The 20,517-nt window shown below is 49.4% G+C and carries 1 protein-coding gene; it reads right to left on the reverse strand.

Going from position 1 to position 20,517, the window contains the following annotated elements; genetic code table 11:
* Positions 1–73 precede the first annotated feature (73 nt).
* Positions 74–20,371, reverse strand: coding sequence for a carboxypeptidase regulatory-like domain-containing protein (locus tag AZ46_RS21675; protein ID WP_035318973.1), 20,298 nt, complete (start codon positions 20,369–20,371; stop codon positions 74–76).
* Positions 20,372–20,517: the final 146 nt, after the last annotated feature.

Raw genomic sequence — 20,517 nt, forward strand, 5'->3', positions numbered from 1 at the left:
GCAGAACGTTTTTAAATAGGGCATGCCTTTTCATAAAAAAACAGCCCTCACAAGAGAGCTGTTCCAGTAACGATTAGAAATGACTGAACGGACTTGGCTGCAGTCTGATGGACGCGGTTGAGATTTCCCCTGCTGTAACGGTGATGACGGTTGTGTCTGTGACAAAGCCTGCTGCAATCGTGACAAGTGAGTACGTGCCAGGGAGGAGATCAGGGATGATGAAGTTGCCATCTGCATCTGTAAAGCCTGTTGCGACGACTTCTCCCTGTTCATTTCTTACTTCTATCAGGGCTCCTGCTATCGGTGCCTGTGTGAAAGCATTCCGCACCTGGCCGCTGATTGTTCCAAAAGCAGTCCGTCTGATAAGAGCAAAGTCGGCGTCAAGAATGGACTCATTTTCTCCAAGTGTCAGAATACGCTGAGCCTGCTGGTAACCTTCAGCTGCAGCGAAGACTGTGTACACATCCGGTGTGAGTCCTTCAAAGAAGTACTGGCCGTTTGCATCTGTAAAGACGAATGTTACAAGTTCCCCTTGGCTGTTGGTGATGTCGACTCTTGTGCCGCCGATTGGCGCACCTGTATCAAAGTCTGTAATTCTTCCTGCGATGACTCCGCTCCGTGTCTGCGCGAGGCCGAGCTGGAAGTCCTGAACGGTTGTTTCTCCGGCAGTGAGCAGGACAGAAGCAGATTCTGATACATAACCAGGTGCTGAAGCTGTTGCTGTGAATGTTCCCTGCGGCAATCCCTGGATCACATATTGACCGTTCTCATCAGTGAGGCCGAAGGCGATGGAAAGTCCATTTGAGTCAAACACTTCGACTAATGCTCCGATTATCGGAAGGGCAGTCAATTCGTTTGTTACCGTGCCTGTCAAAGCGGACGGATTTGCGAAAAGGGCAAAATTGACAATGGCTGCATCTCCAGGGTTTAAGACGGCGGTTTGTGACTGGGCCTGGAAGTTTACATTCAGTGCAATAACCCCATACGTTCCAGGTGAAAGATTTGGAACAAGATAGGCTCCGCTGTCATCTGTCTGGGTTGTAGCTATTGCTGCGCCTGATGAGTCTATGACTCTGATTCTTGTATCAGGCAGCGGCGCGCCGGTTCCTTGATTCGCAACCGATCCCTGAATGGATGCCGTCTGTTGCAGGAGACGGAAACCGACTGTGACTGTTTGACCTGTAAAGACGGTAGCGGTGAGCGTTTGCGTACCGTAGCCTGATGCTGTAGCCACGATGGAAATCTGTCCTTCTGTAACCCCTGGAATTTCAAAGAATCCGTTTGAATCTGTCAAAACAGTGGCAAAGATCGGTCCTGATGGACTTTGATAGCGAATTGTGACGGCAGCTCCCTGGATCGGTGATCTCGATTGAGCATTTAAAACTGTGCCGTTCACCGTTCCGAATGCCCCGTTCAGCTGAACGTTCAGCTGTGTCGTCTGACCGGCTGCGATAACAGCACCGGCAGCCAATCGTTCAAAGCCTGCTGCGGTGAAGACAGCCCTGTACGTTCCAGGTGTCAGACCATCAATCCGGTAAGATCCTGTGTTATCTGTCAATACACTTGCGACAAGACCATTTGTGATGTCAAAAATTTGAACGGCAGCCCCAGGAATCGGCAATGAATTCCGGTCGCTTACAACTCCAGTCAAAAAGCCTGGATTCGCACTGAGCGAAAGAGTTGTTTGAGCAGTTGTATTGGCAGCGAGAATGACAGATTTAGAGTCAGTACCAAAATTAGAAGCGGTCGCTGTCAGGATAACGGTGCCCGGCTGCAGGTTAGAGATGGTGAATGAACCGTCAGCAGCACTTGTTGAAATAGCCAGCACCTGGCCGTCAACGGTTGTTGCTGTTACAATAGCGCCTTGAATCGGATCACCTGTTGCGGCATTAGTGACAAAGCCTGCAATAGAAGCCGGTCCGGTCTGCAATAGCAGCGTAACATTTGCCGTTTCATCCGGGAAGACAACTGCACCAATAATTCCCGTAACGAATCCGCTGGCAGATGCCGTAATAACATAGTTGCCTGGTGCCACCTGCGGGAATGTGAAGCTTCCATTTGAGTGCGCATTCGTTGTGAAAATGAGGATGCCATTCTCATCAAACAGGGACACTGCAACAGAAGCAGTCGTAATCGGCTGAGCAAGGTTATTCAGGACAACTCCTGTTATAGAACCAAAAATGCCTATAAGTGCAACGTTTGTTGTAGTAGTAGTATCTGACTGGACAATCGCTCCAACCGTCCGCGTTTCAAATCCTTGAGCTGTAACCGTTACAGTATAGGAGCCCGGCGGAAGGCTTCCGGCCGTGTAATTTCCGTCAGAATCGGTAACTACTGTGGCTACAACCACACCGCCGGCTCCGATAATTCGGACGGTCACAACTGCTCCTGTAATTGGATTGCCGAATGCATCAGTAACGCTTCCTGAAATCCTGCCGGGATTAGCGGAAAGAGAAAAGTTTACATTTGTCCGCTGCTCTCCCGCTGAAAGACTGATTCCGGAAAGTGCAGTCTGATAGCCTTCTGCTGAAACGACGAGTTTAAAGCTGCCTACCGGGATGTTCCCAATCGCATACGTTCCGTCAGCTCCGGTTACGGCAAAACCAACAAGTGTCTCATTCTGGTCAAGAATCCGCACAGACGCATTGTTAATCGGTGATCCAAATGCATCTGTCACCTGGCCGGAAATAGAAGCAGGATTTGGCTGAAGCAGAATATTTGCCTGCACCTGCTGATTTGCAGCGACTGTAGCCCCAATTGATGAACTCGCGTAATTAAATTCAGAAGCTGTAACAAGATAGCTGCCTGGCTGAATACCGCTAAAGGTGTAGGACCCCTGCTGATCCGTGACAGTAAACGCGATCGGGGTCAGACTTTGACTTTGGAACAGCTGCACAATGGCTCCGGGAACCGGCTGAGTGGTAACAGCATCCCTTACAATACCCGTAATTGACCCGGGACTTGCCTGCAGGGTGAAGTTCACGGCCGCGGTCTGACCAGGCAGTACCTCAAATCCGGCTGATGATGACTGGAAGTTTTGCTGAAGAACAGACAGCGTGTAGCTTCCCGCTGTAAAGCCGGTAATAGAGTAATTGCCGTCTGTATCTGTTTGGACTCTTCTGATTAATCCTCCCTGAAGGCTGAATAGCTGAACAAGAGCACCGGAGATCCCAAAGCCTGCCTCATCGATGACTTGACCTTGTACTGTACCTGGCTGAGGGGACAAAACGGCACTGACGAATTCCGTTTCACCAGGGTCAATCGTTACGCTTGCAATTTCAGAACCAAAAGACGGAGAACCGCTGAAGATAACACTGTAAGCACCTGGTGCAAGACCTGTGACCTGATAAAACCCATTGCTGTCGGTCAGTGTTGTCGCAATGATTGGACCGGCAGGACTGAGAGCGCGAACGATAACACTTACACTCGGTATGGCAGCGCCGCCCGCAGCATTTGTGGCAAACCCCTGAATGATGCCAGGATTCGGTGTCAGGTCAATGGCAAGAACGGTATCTGTGCCTGCCGTAATGGTGAAGCCTCTGAACTCGCTGCCAAAGTCCTGCGCATTAATAATGGCTGTATACTGGCCCGGGGAAAGGGCAGGAACTGTGAAATTCCCCCGTGCGTCGGACACGACTGTCAAAATGAGTGTGCGGTTTTCATCAAATAACTGGATGACAGCTCCTGCAATCGGTGCCAGGTCTTGTGCACTTGTCACTTGCCCTAAAAGACGTCCAGTAAGCTGGGATAATGCAAGCGAAGCAGTTGTCGTTTCTCCTGCCGTCAGGATGATGGACGTTGTGGCGTTTCCATATCCCGGGGCCTGTGCTGTCAGGAGGAAAGTACCTGCAGGCAGATTCGGGAACGTAAATACCCCTTGATCTCCGCTGAATCCTGTCGCTAGAATGACGCCATTTGATCTTGAGATAATGATCGATGCACCTGAAATGCCAAGTCCCGTGCCGCTGTCAGATATAACTCCAGTTACTGTGGCAGGCAAATTTGTCAGTGTAACGGACGTTGAGGTCACCCCATTGGCAAAAACGATGGAGCTGACCGTATTTGAACCGAATCCAGGAGCGGAAGCATTGACCAGATATGTTCCCGGTATCAGATTAAAGACAGAGAACGTTCCATCAGCTTGAGCAGTCAGCGCCTCGACTAATACAAGGTTTTCATTGAAGATTTTCACAAGAATATTCTGGCCTGTGACCGGATTTCCCTGTTGATCTACTACTGCTCCGCTTATGCTGCCAGTGAGTGCAGAAAGTGATGCGTTAAGCTGAACGGCCGTACCTGAAATGATTTGTGCACCAATGACAGCTGAACCATACCCTTCTGCCGTAAACACAGCGCTGTAAGTTCCCGGTGCAAGATTTTGAATCGTGTACCTGCCGTCTGTATTTGTAAAGGCAGATGCGATGATTACACCTGAACTGTTGCGGATGATAATGCTTGCTCCGGCTAATCCGGCTGCTGTCGCTTCATCTGTCACAATGCCTGTAAGTGAACCGGGATTTGCTGCCAGAGAAAAATCAATGCCGGACTGGAATTCACCTGGAGTCAATGTGATTGCTGCAGTAGAAGAGCTGAACCCTCCTGCTGAAACAATGATGTTGAAAATTCCCGGCGGCAGGCCGGAAATGGTATACGTTCCGTCTCCGCCGGTAATGCCTGTGCCAATGACGGTTTCGTTCCCGTTTAATAACCGCACGGTTGCATTGCCAATCGGATTACCTGCTAAATCTCTCACCGTACCCGAAACAGCTGCCGGATTAGGAGACAGTGCAAGATTTGCCGTTGATTCCGTATTTGATGTGACCGTCACCCCGACAATGGCTCTTGCAAAATTCACGGAATCCGCTGTTACGGAATAAGTCCCGGGCTTAATGCCGGCAAACGAATATCTGCCGAGTGAATCGGTGACAGCACTGGCAAGAGGCTGCAGTCCCTGAGAAGGAAAGAGCTGGACAAAAGCTCCTGAGAGCGGCGTTCCTGCAGCAGCATTTGTGACAGTGCCTGTAATGGAACCAGGGTCAGGCTGCAGCTCAATATCAAGCGTTGCTGTCTGTCCGGAGACAATCGTTGTGCCAATTGTCTGCTGCTGAAAATTGGTGTTGCTTGCTGTAACGGTATATGAACCTGGCGGGAGATTTTGAATACTGTATCTTCCGCTTGAATCCGTTTGGCCGACAGCTGTGAGCACACCGTTCACGTCTACAATCCGAATCAGGGTATTCACTAAAGGTAATCCTGTTCCTTCTTCTGTCACAATCCCTTGAACAGTACCTGGGTTTGGCGGCAGGGAGAGCTGTACAATAGATGTCTGCCCCGATTCAACAACCGTTGATCCAGCCTGCGTTCCGAAACCTGGAAGTGTACCAAGAACTGTGTAGGAACCAGGTGTAAGGGTAGGAATTGTAAAGGATCCATTGGCATCTGTTGCTGAGCTTGCGACGACCGGACCGGTAGGAGAGAACTGTCTTACTACGATGCTCACTCCGCTTAGCGGAAGTCCTGTCACCTGATTAATCACGGTTCCCTGAATGGTGCCGGGATCTGCAGGTAAATTAAAATCCAGAACCGTTTGAGCATTTGCAGAAATCTCCGTTTCCTGAACCACAGTACCGAAATTGGCAGAAGAAGCTGTAACTCTGACGATTCCCGGGATCAGGTTATTTACCAAATATTGACCGTTTTGATCCGTAACCACCGTTGCAACAAGTGCTCTTGTAGAATCAAAGACCTGAACCGAAGCACCCTGTACCGGGTTTTGAGTCTCTGCATCCCTGACTGTGCCTGTAAGTGAACCTGAAACAGGAGGCAGGGAAAGGGTGACATTGTTTACTGCACCAGGTCCAAGCTGAACAGATACCGAAGCAGAGCCGAATCCCGGCTGCGTTGAAGAAGCAGAGACGTTCAGTGTATTCGGCGGCAGATTTTGAATCGTAAATTGACCATTTTGATCACTGACCGCGTTGCCGACAATCAGTCCGTTTAAGTCTGTGACCGTTACAATAACGCCAGGTAAAGGATCTAATGTTACGGCATTGATGACCTGCCCTGTTACAGTTGCAGGGTTTGGTGAAAGAATGACAGGCAGAACCGTAGTTTCATTTGCAGCAACGACTGCACTTGCCACAGCAGTCGCATAATTCGGTGCTGTAATTTGAATGAGGTACGTGCCTGGTGCAAGATCCATGATTGTAAACGTTCCATCAGAATCTGCAAGCAGAGTTTTTACAAGAATTCCATTGATATCAAACACCTGAACAGCAATGTTTGACCCGGTAACAGCCATTCCGGCCGTGTCTGTCAGTGAGCCGGAAATCATGCCTGTATCCGGCGGAAGGGCAATATTTGCAGTGGTCACAGCATTAGCCTGAACGATTGCGCCTACAGTAATCGAGCCAAAACCTGCTGCTGTACCCACTACCGAGTAAGAACCTGGTGAAAGTCCTTCCAGCAAGTAATTGCCGTTTACGTCAGTTGTATCTGCTGCAATGATGACGCTTGTTCCGCCCACTGTCCTTACAACTGCAATGGCCCCAACAATCGGGTCACCTGTCGCTGCATTTGTAATTTGGCCGCTGATGCTTCCAAACAGCGAACTGAGAACAATGTTTACGTCAGTCAAAATCTGTCCCGGCGTCACGGTAACAGCTGTCAGATTTGCGGCAAAATCAGGCGCAGATGCGAGTACTGTTAAGGTTCCCTGAGGCAGGTTGCTGACAGAGTAATTCCCAAACTCATCTGTGATTGCTGTACCGAGAACTGTTTCATTTTGATCAAGAATTCTGACCGTTGCATTTGTTACGGCTGCTCCTCCGGTATCTGTGACAGTACCAGAAATCGTCGCCGGATTTGGAGAAAGCTGAATGGAGACATTTGTCGTCTGTCCTGCAAAAATAACGGCTCCTGTACCTCTTCTGGCATAGTTTGATGCCGAAGCGACGACATTGTATTCTCCAGGTGCGAGACCCTGAACAGAAAACTGTCCGTTTTGATCCGTGGTTGCCTGTGCAATAGCTATAATCCCCTGTGATGGGAAAACAAGGACAACAGCCCCTGCAATTGCACCGCCTGAGAACAGGTCTGTTACGGTGCCTGTCAATACTCCTGGATCTGCTGCAAGGAATACATTGACCGTTGTCGTCTGTCCCGGCAGAATCGTAAAGCCGACAGACTGATTCTGAAAAGCCGGACTTGAGACGATAAGCGTATACGAATCAGCCGGTAGCCCTTCAACCGCGTAGAATCCAGCTCCATCTGAAGTGACTTCATCTACAAGAGTGCCGTCACGGCGTATGACTTGGACTGCAGCTCCTGAAATCGGATCGTTTGTATCTGAGCGGCGGACTGTACCCTGAACGGTTCCAGGAGCTTGGGTGAGTCCGATTGTCACATTTGAAATTTCATTTGCAAAAACAGCGGTTGAAGCCGACTGTGTGCCAAAACCGGCAGATTGAGCAATGACTGTGTAGGATCCAGGTTCAAGATTCGCTGTAAGGAATGTCCCTCCAGCATCTGTAACAGCAGTCGCAATGACAGGGCCGACCGGTGAAAATTGACGGATGGTAATGATGGCACCTGCAATCGGATCAGATGTCAGCTGATTGATAACCGTCCCTGAAATGGACCCGAGCAGCGGACTTAAAGATACGGTTACTTGCTCCGTTTCACCCGGATCAAGTATGACTGCCTGAACGTTGTCAGCAAATCCTGTCTGAGAAACAGTAAGCGTAATGGTGCCGGCAGGAAGATTTGTGAGCTGGAAGTTCCCTGATGCATCCGTTACAGTGGAAGCAATCACCTGTCCGGCGACACTGGCTGTGACCGCAGCCCCTTGGATCGGCGTATTTGTGCCCTGGCTTAAAACCTGCCCGGTGATTGATGCAGGCAATGGCGCCAGCTGAAGATCAAGAGCTGTTGTCTGATTGGCAACCACTGCTGCAGCGGCAGATGATGCCGCAAAACCAGGAGCTTGTGCAACGACTGTATAATTCCCCGGTGCAAGATCAATAACTGAGTAAGTTCCATCTGGTTCAGCAGTGATTGATGTTACGAGAAGGCCATTCCCATCAAATACTCTGACAAAAATATTGTTTCCGGTAATTGGATCACCGTTGCCGTCCCGGACGGTACCCGAAATGCTGCCGGTCTCCGCAATCAGAGCAAAATTTGCAGTTGCTGTCTGGTTGCTTGAGACAGTTACCGTTTGTGTCTGTGAGGCAAAATCGAACACAGCGGCCGTGACCGAATAAGAACCTGGTGCAAGACCTTGAACAAGATAGTTTCCGGCTGCATCTGTATTGACTGTTTGCACTACTGCATTGCTGTCGCCCTGAAGCGTTCGAATTGTCACAATTGCTCCGGCCAATGGATCCGCTGTGGCACTGTTTGTCACTGTTCCTGAGATGGATCCGGGATTTGCCGTGAGCGCAAGGTTCACGCCTGTCAGCGTTTGGCCAGCTGCAACAGAAACACCCTGAAGGCCCGTTCCGTAATTAGGGGCAGAAGCACTTACTGTATACGTTCCCGGTGCAAGATTTCCAATAGAATAGTTGCCGTTCAGGTCCGTTGCGCCGGTACCAACAACGTTCTGATTTTGGTCAAGAATGCGGATGACAGCATTCGGCAATGGATTTCCGGATTGATCGGTGATTTGTCCCGATACTGCTGCCGGAAGCGGAGAAAGAGACAGGACCACAGCTGTTGCTGCTCCAGATGAGACTAGTGCACCGACTGAAACGGTTCCGAAATTGGATGCAGCGGCTGTAACCGTGTATTGACCCGGCTGAAGGCTTCCGGCCGTGAAACTTCCATTTTGATCGGTGACAGTCTCAAAGACTGGAACCAGGCTGCCAGATGGATAAATCAGGATAGAAGCTCCGGCAATTGGCGCTGCTGTTTGGGCGCTCACCGCTGTTCCGGTGATGCTTCCCGGATTTGGATTTAGTGATGCGTTTAATGTGACGGTCTGATCAGATACGGCAGTGAATCCAAGTGTCTGGTTCTGGAATTCGGAATTTAGAGCAACAAGTGTATAACTGCCTGGAGCGAGTCCGTCAATTCTGTAATCTCCATTTACGTCTGTTTGAGAAAGAGCAACCAGTATTCCGCCTGAATCGATGACCCGAATCAGTGTATTTGGCAGAGGTGTTCCCGTCTGTGCATTGAAAATTGTTCCCTGAACAGAACCCGGATTTGGCGGAAGATTCAGCTGCACAACCGCGGTCTGGTTTGACTGAACAGACACAGAAGCCGCCTGTGTGCCGAAATTCTGCTGAGAAGCGATGACGGTATACGTTCCAGGCGAAAGGTTAAATACAGTAAATTCTCCTTGGGCATTCGTTGCCGTTGTTGCCACTGCAGGACCGGCGGCGGAAAATTGCCTGATGACCACACTTGCATTCTGAATAGGCGCACCGGTCTGCCCGTTATAAACGGTTCCCGTAATGCTTCCCGGATTTGGCTGAAGCTGGAACAGCAGCGTCGTTACTGCGTTTGATGCAATTGCTGCATCCTGAGCGGCAGAGCCGAAATTTGCTGCTGAGGCTATAACCCGGTACGTTCCCGGAGCCAAATTTTGAACCTGGTAAAAACCGTTATCATTTGACAGGACTGTAGCAGCGAGAGCGCCTGTAAAATCGAATACCTGCAGCACAGCACCTGCAATCGGCTGATTATTCAGCCCATTTACGACAGAACCCGTTAAAGTTCCAGGGTTCGGCGTAAGAGAAAGGGTGGTTGTTTCAGTTTGACCTGGTGCTAGCAAGACGGCTTTAGAGTCCGTGCCGAAGCCCTGTGCAACGGCTGATACGATCAAAGTAGCAGGAGGGAGGTTCTGGATTGTAAAACTTCCATCGATTCCGCTTGCTGCAGATGCCAGGACAAGGCCGTTTAAATCTGTTACGGTAACCAGCGCTCCGTTAATGGCATCTCCTGTGCCTGCATTCAATACCTGCCCTGTGATTGCCGCAGGGTTTGGAGTCAGTGCGATATTTGCCTGAGTTGTCTGGTCAGAAACAACAATCGCTCCGATTACAGCAGCGGCAAAATTCGGTGCAGTGATGACAAGTGTATAGCTGCCAGGGAGCAAATCCAGAATGGAATAGGAGCCATCCGAGCCGGCCAACAAGGTTTTTACGAGTGATCCGCTTTGATCATAGACCGCAACTTGTGTTCCCATTCCAAGAATTGGACTTCCTTGCAGGTCTGTGATGATCCCTGAAATCGCTCCTGTGTTAGGGCTCAGCTGCAGGTTTGCTGAAGTTACCGTATTGCTGAACACAACAGCACCTACAGAAGCTGTTCCAAAACCTGTCTTTGAAGCAGTAACTGTATACGTTCCAGGCGCTAGACCGGCTACGGAATAGAACCCGTCTGAGTCCGTTACGTCATTAGCTACGACTACTCCCGTTCCTCCTGTAAGACGGATGATGGATATGGCGCCTGCAATCGGAACACCTGTCTGGGCATTGCTTACAAATCCTTCGATGGTTCCAGGGTTGGGAGTCAGGACAAAGTTAACATTTTCAATGAAATCTCCCGGTGCAAGAGTCACTCCGCTGATCTGACCTGCGAACGTCTCTGACGTCACAATCACGGTTTGAGAACCTGGCGGGAGGCCGCTGATCACATAGCTGCCGTTTTGGTCTGTCAGAGCGCTGCCAAGCACTGTCTCATTTTGATCAAGGACTCTGACGCTTGCATTTGGAACTGGCTGCCCTCCTGTACTGGTGACCGTTCCGCTGATTGCAGCGGGATTTGGCATAAGCTCAAGATTGGCAATTGATGTCTGATCTGCCGTTACAATGGCACCTACAGCTCCGCGTGCATAATTGGACAAATCTGCAGCGGCAATATACTCTCCAGGAGCAAGACCGATGACCGAGTAGTTTCCATTTTGGTCTGTAAGAGCATTCGCAATCGGAAAGAGACCTTGAACAGGGAAAATCTGAACCGAGGCGCCTTCAAGAGCTCTGCCGGTCTGCTGATCTGTCACTCTTCCGGTAATGGAACCAGGGTTAGGATCGAGTGCTAAATTGACAATCGCTGTTGCATTGGAAGCAACAGTGAAGCCGACTGATGAACGCTGGAACGTCTGGGCAATACCGATGAGCGAGTAGTTTCCTGGTGCAAGCCCGTCAATTCTGTAGACGCCGTCACTGTCTGTTTGAATCTCCTGGACAATGGCCCCATTGCTGTTTTGAATTCGGATAAGAGCTCCAGCGATAGGTGTGCCCGTCTGGGAGTTCGTAAGCGTGCCTTGAACAGATCCAGGGTTAGGAATAAGTGCAAGATTAATAGTTGAAACAGCATTTGACGAAACGAATACGGAACCTGCCTGTGTGCCGAAGTTCTCAGCAGAAGCAACAGCAGTGTAAGCTCCAGGAGCCAGATTATTCACGGTAAACTCGCCGTTTTGATTCGTAAAGACAGAATCTACAGCAGGGCCTGTCGGTGAAAACTGCCTGATGACAACAGCAGCGCCTGAAATTGGATCACCTGTCTGCTGGTTGACAATGGTTCCCTGAATGGAGCCGGGGTTTGGCGGCAGTGAAAAATTAAGAACAGTTTGCTGATTGGCAAAAACGGTTGCTTCCTGAACGGTTGAGCCAAAGTTATCCGCTGAAGCAATCACACGGTAGACACCTGCAGAAAGATTTTGAACTTGATAGTTTCCGAATGCATCTGTCACGACAGTTGCAATTAACCCTCTAGTAAAATCAAAAACCTCAACAGTTGCACCCGCAATAGGCGCAGATGTGCCGGCATTTACCACTCTGCCTGACAACGTGCCGATCTGTGCTGCTAAAGAGACAGCAGTATTTAAAGTCTGGCCCGGTGACAGATTTACAGCCTGCGAGAAGCTTGAAAAATTCTCTGCTGTAACAGACAGGTTAAGAGACTGAGGAGGCAAGCTCCCAATTGAGGTAAATCCGTTTGCATCCGTTACCCCAATGCCGACAACTGTCCCGTTTGGAAGTGTAATTGTTACGATGGCTCCTGATATAGCAGTGCCGGTATCAGTGCTTGTGACAGTGACATTCACTGCTGCAGGGTTTGGCTGAAGGACAGGGTTTAAAGCAGTAGTTTGTTCAGAAACAACGGTGCTGCTGAATGTTCCCGTCGCATAGTTTGGTGCTGTTACGACAACCTGATACGTTCCAGGTGCAAGGCCGTTTACGATGAAAGTACCGTCAGAACCTGCAAGAACCGTTTTAACGAGCTGGCCATTCTGATTAAAGACTTGGATTTGCAGATTGTTTCCGGTAATCGGATTGCCTTGCGGATCTGTAATTGTGCCCGCAATCGTCCCAGATAACGGCGTCAGGACTATTGGAGCGTTCGCTGTGGCGTCACTGACAACCGTTGCACCTGTTGTCGCTGCCCCGTACCCATTTCGGACAGCTGTAATTGTATACGTTCCGGGTGCAAGACCGGAGACAAGGTAAGACCCGTCTGTCCCTGACGTCGAATTTGCAACAACAATTGGTGCAGCGCCAGTCCGTCTGACGACAAGATCGGCGCCGGCAATTGGCAGTCCAGTCTGCTGGTCTGTAACGGTTCCTCTGATGGAGCCTGCATTCGGCGTTAGCTGTGCGTTCAGCGTCGTTGTCTGGCCAGGGCTTAACGTGACACCTGTCAGCAGTGTTCCAAATCCTGAAGCAGAAATTACGGCCGTTTGTGTTCCTTGAGGAAGATTGCCAATTGTATAGTTCCCGTTTTGATCCGTAATACCTGTACCAAGGACGGTTTCATTCTGATCAAGAATGCGGACTGTTGCACCGCCTACTGGTGTACCGCCGTTTTGGATGATGGTTCCAACAACGGCTGCCGGATTTGGAGTCAGACCCAGGTTCACGGTTGCCTGTGCATTAGGAAACACAGTTGCCCCAGCAGTTCCACGCGCGTAATTTTCTGCACTTGCAGCGACGATATACTCTCCAGGCTCAATTCCGGCAAACGAGTACCGCCCGTTTTGATCAGTAGCTGCATTTGCAATTGGTATCAAGCTTTGAGAAGGGAAAAGCTGAACAATGGCTCCTTGCAGCGGATTTCCGCTTACAGCATCTGAAATAATGCCTGTAATAGTTCCCGGATTCGGAGCGAGAGCAGCATTTACGGTAACAGTCTCTCCTGCACCGATAATTGCCCCTATCGTTCTGCTTTGAAAATCTGCATTTATCAGGACGATTGTGTAGGTGCCCGGCGTCAGTCCCTGCACAAGGTATACACCATTTAAATCCGTCTGCACTACGGCAGCTAAAATGCCGTTATCATTTAAAACGCGCACTTGCGTATTAGCAAGCGGATCTCCTGTCTGAGCAGATGTCACCGTGCCGGTAACTGCGCCAGGGTTTGGAGGCAGGGCAAGAGATGCGTTCGTGACAGCATTTGATTGGACAAGGACCGTTGCCGTCTGTGTGCCAAAATTTGTGTTTGAGGCTGTAATGGCATACGTTCCCGGCTGGAGGTTCAGTACAGTGAATTGCCCGCTGCTGTCTGTCGCAGTTGACTGCACAATAGGCCCTGAAGGTGAAAATTGACGGATGACAATGGCGGCTCCAGTTATAAACGCTCCCGTCTGCTGATTAACAACCGTCCCGAAAATAGACCCAGGATTCGGAGCTAATGCGAAATCTGCGCTTGTTGTCTGATTGGATAAAACCGTTACATCCTGAACATCAGTGCCAAAATTAAAGGCTGAAGCTATTATTCTGTACTGGCCTGGTGAAAGGTTAGCAAATTGATAGAATCCGGCAGCATCAGTCGTAAGCGTGCCAACGATGGCCAATGTGCTGTCAAACACTTGAAGAACAGCTCCTGAGAGCGGATCTCCGGATTGTCCGTTCGTTACAAAACCGCTGATGGTACCAGGATTCGGCGTTAAGCTCAGAATCGATGCAGCCGTGCCTCCCGGCGTTAAAATAATGGAACGCGAGTCAGATCCGAAATCAGGTGCAACAGCTGAAATCACAAGTGATCCCGTCGGCAAATTAGGAATAATAAAGTTTCCGCCGCTGTCTGTTACTGTGCTCCCGATCGGCAAACCATTGGTGTCTGTAACCGAAACGATTGCTCCTGGTATCGGCGTACCAGTTTGAGCGCTCAGAACCTGACCTGTAGCTGTACCTGGATTTGGCGTAAGAGATACAGATAGAGTTGTCGTTTCATTGGCTGTAACAGATGCTCCAACCATCATTGCAGCATAGTTTTCTGCCAGAATTGTCAGCTGATAGGAACCAGGAGGCAAGTTTGTGATGAGAAATGTTCCGTCTGATTGGGCAGCAAGTGTCTGCAAAAGAATGCCGCTTTGATCAAAGACCCGTATTTGAATAGGAACGTTGAGCAGGGCATTTCCCTGAATATCTGTAACCGTTCCTGAAATCGAGCCGACAAGACGGGGCAGACTGATATCCGCCTGAGTTGTCTGATCACTGACGACAATGGCTCCTACAACTGAAATGCCAAATCCGGATGCAGAACCTGTAACGGTATAGGACCCCGGCTGAAGGTCCGGAACAAAGTAGTTTCCATTTTCATCAGTAGAAGTAGATGCAACTACAACAGGTACGCCTGCAATTGTCCTTACAACGGCTATGGCTCCTGTTATTGGCTGGCCGGTATCAGAAGCCGTAATGAGCCCTGCTATGCTTCCGGTATTCGCAGTTAATACAAAGTTAACATTTTCAGTCATCTGTCCCGGTGTTAAAATAACTCCTCCGAGCTGCGTGGCAAATCCAGGTGCTGAGACAATGATCTGCTGGTTGCCTTGAGGCAGATTGGTAATGCTGTACTGTCCCAATTCATTCGTAACGGCTGTAGCAAGAACTGTTTCATTCTGGTCAAGGATCCGGACAGTAGCATTGATAATCGGCTGACCGAATTCGGATGTAACTGTTCCAGATACTGAAGAAGGATTGGGTGTTAAAACAATATCCGAGCTGGAAACGGCATTTGAACGTACTGTTATTCCTGTTGAAGACGTTGCATAGTTCGTGTAAGAGCCCACAAGAATATACGATCCCGGCGGAAGACTGTTCAGCGTATAACGGCCTGTTCCATCTGTTACAAGAGACGCAATCGGGTTGATGCCTATAGCCGGATAGACAAGTACGGAAGCACCTGCAAGCGGAGTAAATGTCTGACCGTCAAAAACCTGGCCTGTAATGCCGCCCGGGTCTGCAATCAGTGCTGCGTTAATAACGGACGTCTGATTTGGCTGGGCTGTGAAGCTGAACGACTGTGACTGAAAATCAGGATTTGTAAAGGTATTTGTATAATTTCCCGCAGCAAACCCGTTTATCTGATAGAAACCATTAATATCCGTCTGAGTTTGTGTGACTAAAATGCCCGTATCATCAAATAGGCTTACTAACGTATTGATTAAAGGCTGGCCGGTATCTGCATCTGTGATGGTACCTTGCACAGTTGACGGAAGCTGCTGCAGGGCAAAGTTTACCGTTTCAATTTCACCAGGTTCAAGTGTCACAGTTGAAGCCTGAGAACTGAACGCTGGGTCGATAACGATGACAGTAAATGTTCCCTGAGGCAGATTAGGCGCTGAATAAAAACCAAATGAATCTGTAGCCGTTGTGGCAATAATCGGGCCTGTAGAAGTAAACTGCCGGATTGTGACACTTGCTCCTGCGATTGCGTCTCCCGTACCTGCATTCGTAACTGTTCCGCGGATTTGGGAAGGATTCGGCTCCAGAGCAAAGCTTGCAGTCGACTGAGTATCTGAAAAAACGATAAAGCTGATGGTCTGACTTGTAAAACCCTGGACAGAGGCGATAGCTGTATAACTTCCAGGTGCAAGACTTGCCGCCGTGAATTGGCCCTGGGCATTGGTGACAACGGATACGACAGGCGCCCCGGTCTGATCAAAGATCTGAATACTGGCACCAGGAAGGGCATCTCCGTTTTCTCTATTAACGACAGTACCTGCAGCACTTCCCGGATTTGGAGTGAGGGAAAGGAGTGTATTCGCTGTCTGTCCTGCCGTTAAAATAACAGCGACAGATGCCGTGCCAAAGTTTTGTGCATCGGCACTTGCAAGAAACGAGCCGGCAGGAAGATTTCCAATTGTAAATGTGCCATCCTGATTCGTCGTGCCGCTGCCGATGAGAATACCCGTATTCGGATTGGTTACGGACACTATAGCTCCTGCAATGCCTGTAGAAGTCTGCTGGTTAAGAACCTGGCCTGTTAAAACAGCTGGAGATGGATTCAGGGTGACGATGGCTTGTGTTTCCTGGTCAGCGGCCACTTGCACTCCGATAGAAGCTGCCTGAAATCCAGCGGCAGAAGCATTCAGAATATAGCTGCCCGGCAGGATGTCTAAAAAGACAAACGTTCCGTCCGGCTGCGCCACAAGCGTTTGAATGAGTACACCGTTTAAATCGAGAAGCCTTACCTGGAGATTTTCGCCCGTAATGGGATTGCCGTCCGGATCGCGAAGCTGTCCGCTGATTGAACCTCTTAACTGAACAAGAGAAATATTTGCCGTTGTCACTGTGCTGCTTACAACAGTAGCTCCAGTCGTTCCTGTTCCAAAGCCAGATAGAGAGGCAGTGACTGTATAGCTCCCCGGTGCAAGACCCTGAACCAGGAAGTTTCCGTCAGGACCCGACGTGACTGTTGCGGCAATAACGCCTGAACCAGTAGCCTGGCGGACTACAACCGTTGCTCCCGGAAGCGGAGCACCATTTGCCCCATTGGAAACTAAGCCGCTTAAAGAGCCTGGATTCGGTGTTAACGTAAAATTGACGTTCGGTACGTTTCCGCCAGGCTGAAGCGTAACACCGGTCAGGGCGGAACCGAAATTAGATGCTGAAGCAAGAACAGTGAACGAACCTGGAGGCAGGTTTCCTATCGTGTATGCGCCGTTTGCATCTGTCCCGGCCAAGCCAAGGAGTGTTTCATTTGCATCCACTACACGTACAACTGCATTAGGAACAGGAGCGCCATTAGGATCAAGCACAGTTCCGCTGATAGTGGCAGGATTTGGATTTATCGTGAGATTGACAGTCGTCTGTGCGTTTGAAACGACAACAGCTCCTGCGGTTTCTGTTGTATAATCAGGAGCTGACGCCGTCACGATGTAGCTGCCTGGAGCAAGATTTAAAAATTGATAGTTCCCGCTGTTATCGGCAAGTGTACTTTGAATGAAAATCCCTTGACCTGTATACAGCTGGACGATCGTGTTTTGAACGACAGGAGAAAGGGTTCCAGTAATGGACCCTGGATTTGGCGTCAAATTCACATTGACTACAGTTGTTGCATCCGCAGTAACAATAGCTCCAGTAATAGAAGATTGAAAATTCTGAGCGTTAACGACGACATTGTAATTTCCCGGAGGCAGACCGGAGGCCGTATAATTCCCCTGACTGTCTGTGATGACGGATACTATTTGAACATTGTTCTGATCAACGACACTGACAGAAGCTCCGGCAACAGGATTTCCTCCGCTTGAGACGGTTCCTGTAATGAATCCCGGGTTCGGGGCAAGAGCAATGGCCAGATTTGCCTGACCGCCTGGAGGAATAGACACAGACGCAATGTTTGTCTGAAATCCCAAAGCTCCGGCTACAACAGTGTAAGTCCCCGGTGCAAGCTGCTGCGCCTGAAACGTGCCTTGCAGGTCAGTGAACAGGGTTGTGACAACTGCACCGTTGGCATCAAGAATACGAACTTGTATTTGAGCACCCGCAATCGGCTGGCCGGTCTGCTGATTGGTGACGGTTCCGGCAATGGAGACGGGGTTTGGAGAAAGAGTAAAATTAAGGGTAGTGGTCTGATTGGATTGAATGGCAGCACCCTGACTCTGAATTTGAAAGTCCTGCGCGGCTGCGGATACAAAATAAGTACCCGGTGCTAGGTTTGCAACAAGGTAAATTCCATTCTGATCTGTAACAGTTGTTGCAACGACAGCGCCACTTGCAGATGTTCTAACATTAATGACAGATCCTGGTACAGGTGTCCCGCCGTTTGCTGTCACAGCGCCTGTTAAAGATCCCGGATCTGGAGAAAGGGAGAAATTTACAAGAGATGTTTGGAAACCGATCACTTGAACACCCTGCACTTGTGTCTGGAAGTTTTGTCCTGAGGCGGAAACGGTGTAATTTCCCGGTGCAAGATTTGGGATGGTATAGGAACCATTTCCATTCGTATTTACAGTGGCTACTAAACTATTATTTAAAAAGACATTGACAGTCGCATTGGAAATGGCTCCGCCCTGATTGTCGGTCACGGTTCCGCTGATTGCGCCGACAATCCTGCTTAGTGATGCATTTAAAGTCGTTGTCGCATTTGGCTGGATAACGGCTCCAATCGTCTGACTTGCATATCCTGAGTTGCCAAACGTGACAGAGTATGTGCCCGGCGCGAGGTTTGAGACCGTGTACTGCCCCTGTGCATTCGTCAGAACAGAAGCGACTGTCGCACCGCTTTGATTGACTACAGTGACAGATGTTCCTGAAAGAACCGCTCCGTTAGCCGCATCTGTGACTGTGCCGCTCAGCGTTCCAGGTGAAGGCTGCAGCACCACATTCTGAGTCGTTGTCTGACCTGCAGCGACTGTAAAACCAAGAAGTCCTGTCTGGAAATTTGCAGCTGTAACGCGCAGCTGATACGTCCCCGGCGCGAGCTGGCTCACTGTGTACTGTCCACTGGCGTTTGTCACGGTCTGGGCGATGACATTGTTTGCTGCATCAAGAACTTCCACGAGCGCACCCTGAACAGGCGTGCCGCCATTTACCGTTACGGTCCCAGTGACGGTACCGGGAGACGGGGCAAGCGTAAAGTTTTCTGTCGTTGTCTGGCCGGAAACAATGGTCGTCCCGCGCGTTTGGGACTGGAAGTTTGCTGCGCTTGCCGAAAGTGTATATTGACCGGGTGTAATGCCGGTAACCGTATACTGACCGCTTGCATTTGTTGTGACGGTCGCAATCACGGCATTAAACTGATCAGTCAATCTGACAGTTGCTCCTGCAATTGGGGCGCCGCCTTGAGCTGTAACAGTTCCTGTTAGAGTTCCGGGAACCGGCTGGAGAATGACATTGACCACTTGTGTCTGTCCTGCGGCTACTGTCGCAGATTGCGTGAGAGTCGTGAATCCTGCTTGTATGAAGGTTAGTGAATAAGTGCCGGGAGAAAGCTGAGTGAAGCTGTAATTTCCCTGTGCGTTTGTTGTCGCTGTGCCGACAAGAACGTTACTTGAATTGCGAAGCTGAACAGTCACGTTTGTTAGAGGCAGTCCTGTCTGCCCTGAAGTTACCTGACCTGTAATCGAGGCTGCCGCTGTAACAGTAATATCGTTAAAGGCAACAGCGTTTGCAAGCTGGGCTCCTGTCTGATCATCAATGCCTGAAGCTGTTACTGTGTTCAGCCTTCTGGTTCCTGCTGAAGTGAACGTGCCTGCGACGGTATAAGTTAACGTAACAGCCTGCCCTGCTGCCAAGTTGCCGATATTCCAGGATAATGTTCGGTTTGAGCTGTTAAAAACTGCAGAGCCTGCTGAAGCTGTTATATTTGTGACAGACGAAAGCTGGTCGATGTTAAAAACATCGGCCACTGTGACAGACCTTGCGAGAGCACGGCCGGTGTTTGTAACCGTGACTGTCTGATTCCATGTTGCGATACTTCCTGTCACAACTGATGCCGGTCCAAATGTAATAACTTTTGATGCTGCAAGCTGCGCACGAATATCCACATCATTTGGTGTAACTGGGTCTGTCAGGGTATCAATGAACTGGAATCCTTCAGACGTTCTTAAAGAGTCTTTGTTATAGTTGTTGGCATTTGCAGATGAGAAAATAACGAACTGAAGAGAAGAATTGGCCGTAATGCCAAGCGTCTGAAAAAATTGTGCAGCAGAAAACTGGTAATCTATAAAATAATCAGGGTTCCCCCCGAAATTGGAGCCGTCATTAGTCAGCGTCACTCTGGCCACATCAAAATTCACAATCGGAATTCTTACATTTGGCGCGCCGCGTCCATTTGTTCCTTCCGCAGGATCGTTCCATGAGTTAAAAATCTGCTGTGTATTCTGGACCAGGTTAATGGAATTATCCAGGCCATTAACATTAGTCAGCCAATTATATATCCCCGGAGTACCTGAGGTATTCACCAAAAATCCCCAGCCGAAATTAGCAAATCCCGTGTTTTGTGAATTTCTCGGATCCCCGTTTACACGAATCCTGAAATAAATCGTAGTTCCGTCATAAGCTACATATGCTGCCGGAAATGTCGTATTCCCCACTATATCCGTAGAAATTGGTGATTCATCACCAACCACATCAAAGATCGGCTGACCGTTCAGAATAATTGGCTGAAATTGTGTGTTTGATGGAAATGCCATGCAGAACTCCCTCCTTAAAATAAAAATACTTTTATTACCTTATCAGGCAGACAAAATGTCTATAACCTGATTTCTACTAAAAAATAATTCCGTTTTTATTTTATTGTTTTAATAGAACAAGAGTGACAGGCTCATTGCTTAAAATA

The sequence above is a fragment of the Metabacillus indicus LMG 22858 genome (genome assembly GCF_000708755.2).
Lineage (GTDB): Bacteria > Bacillota > Bacilli > Bacillales > Bacillaceae > Bacillus_P > Bacillus_P indicus.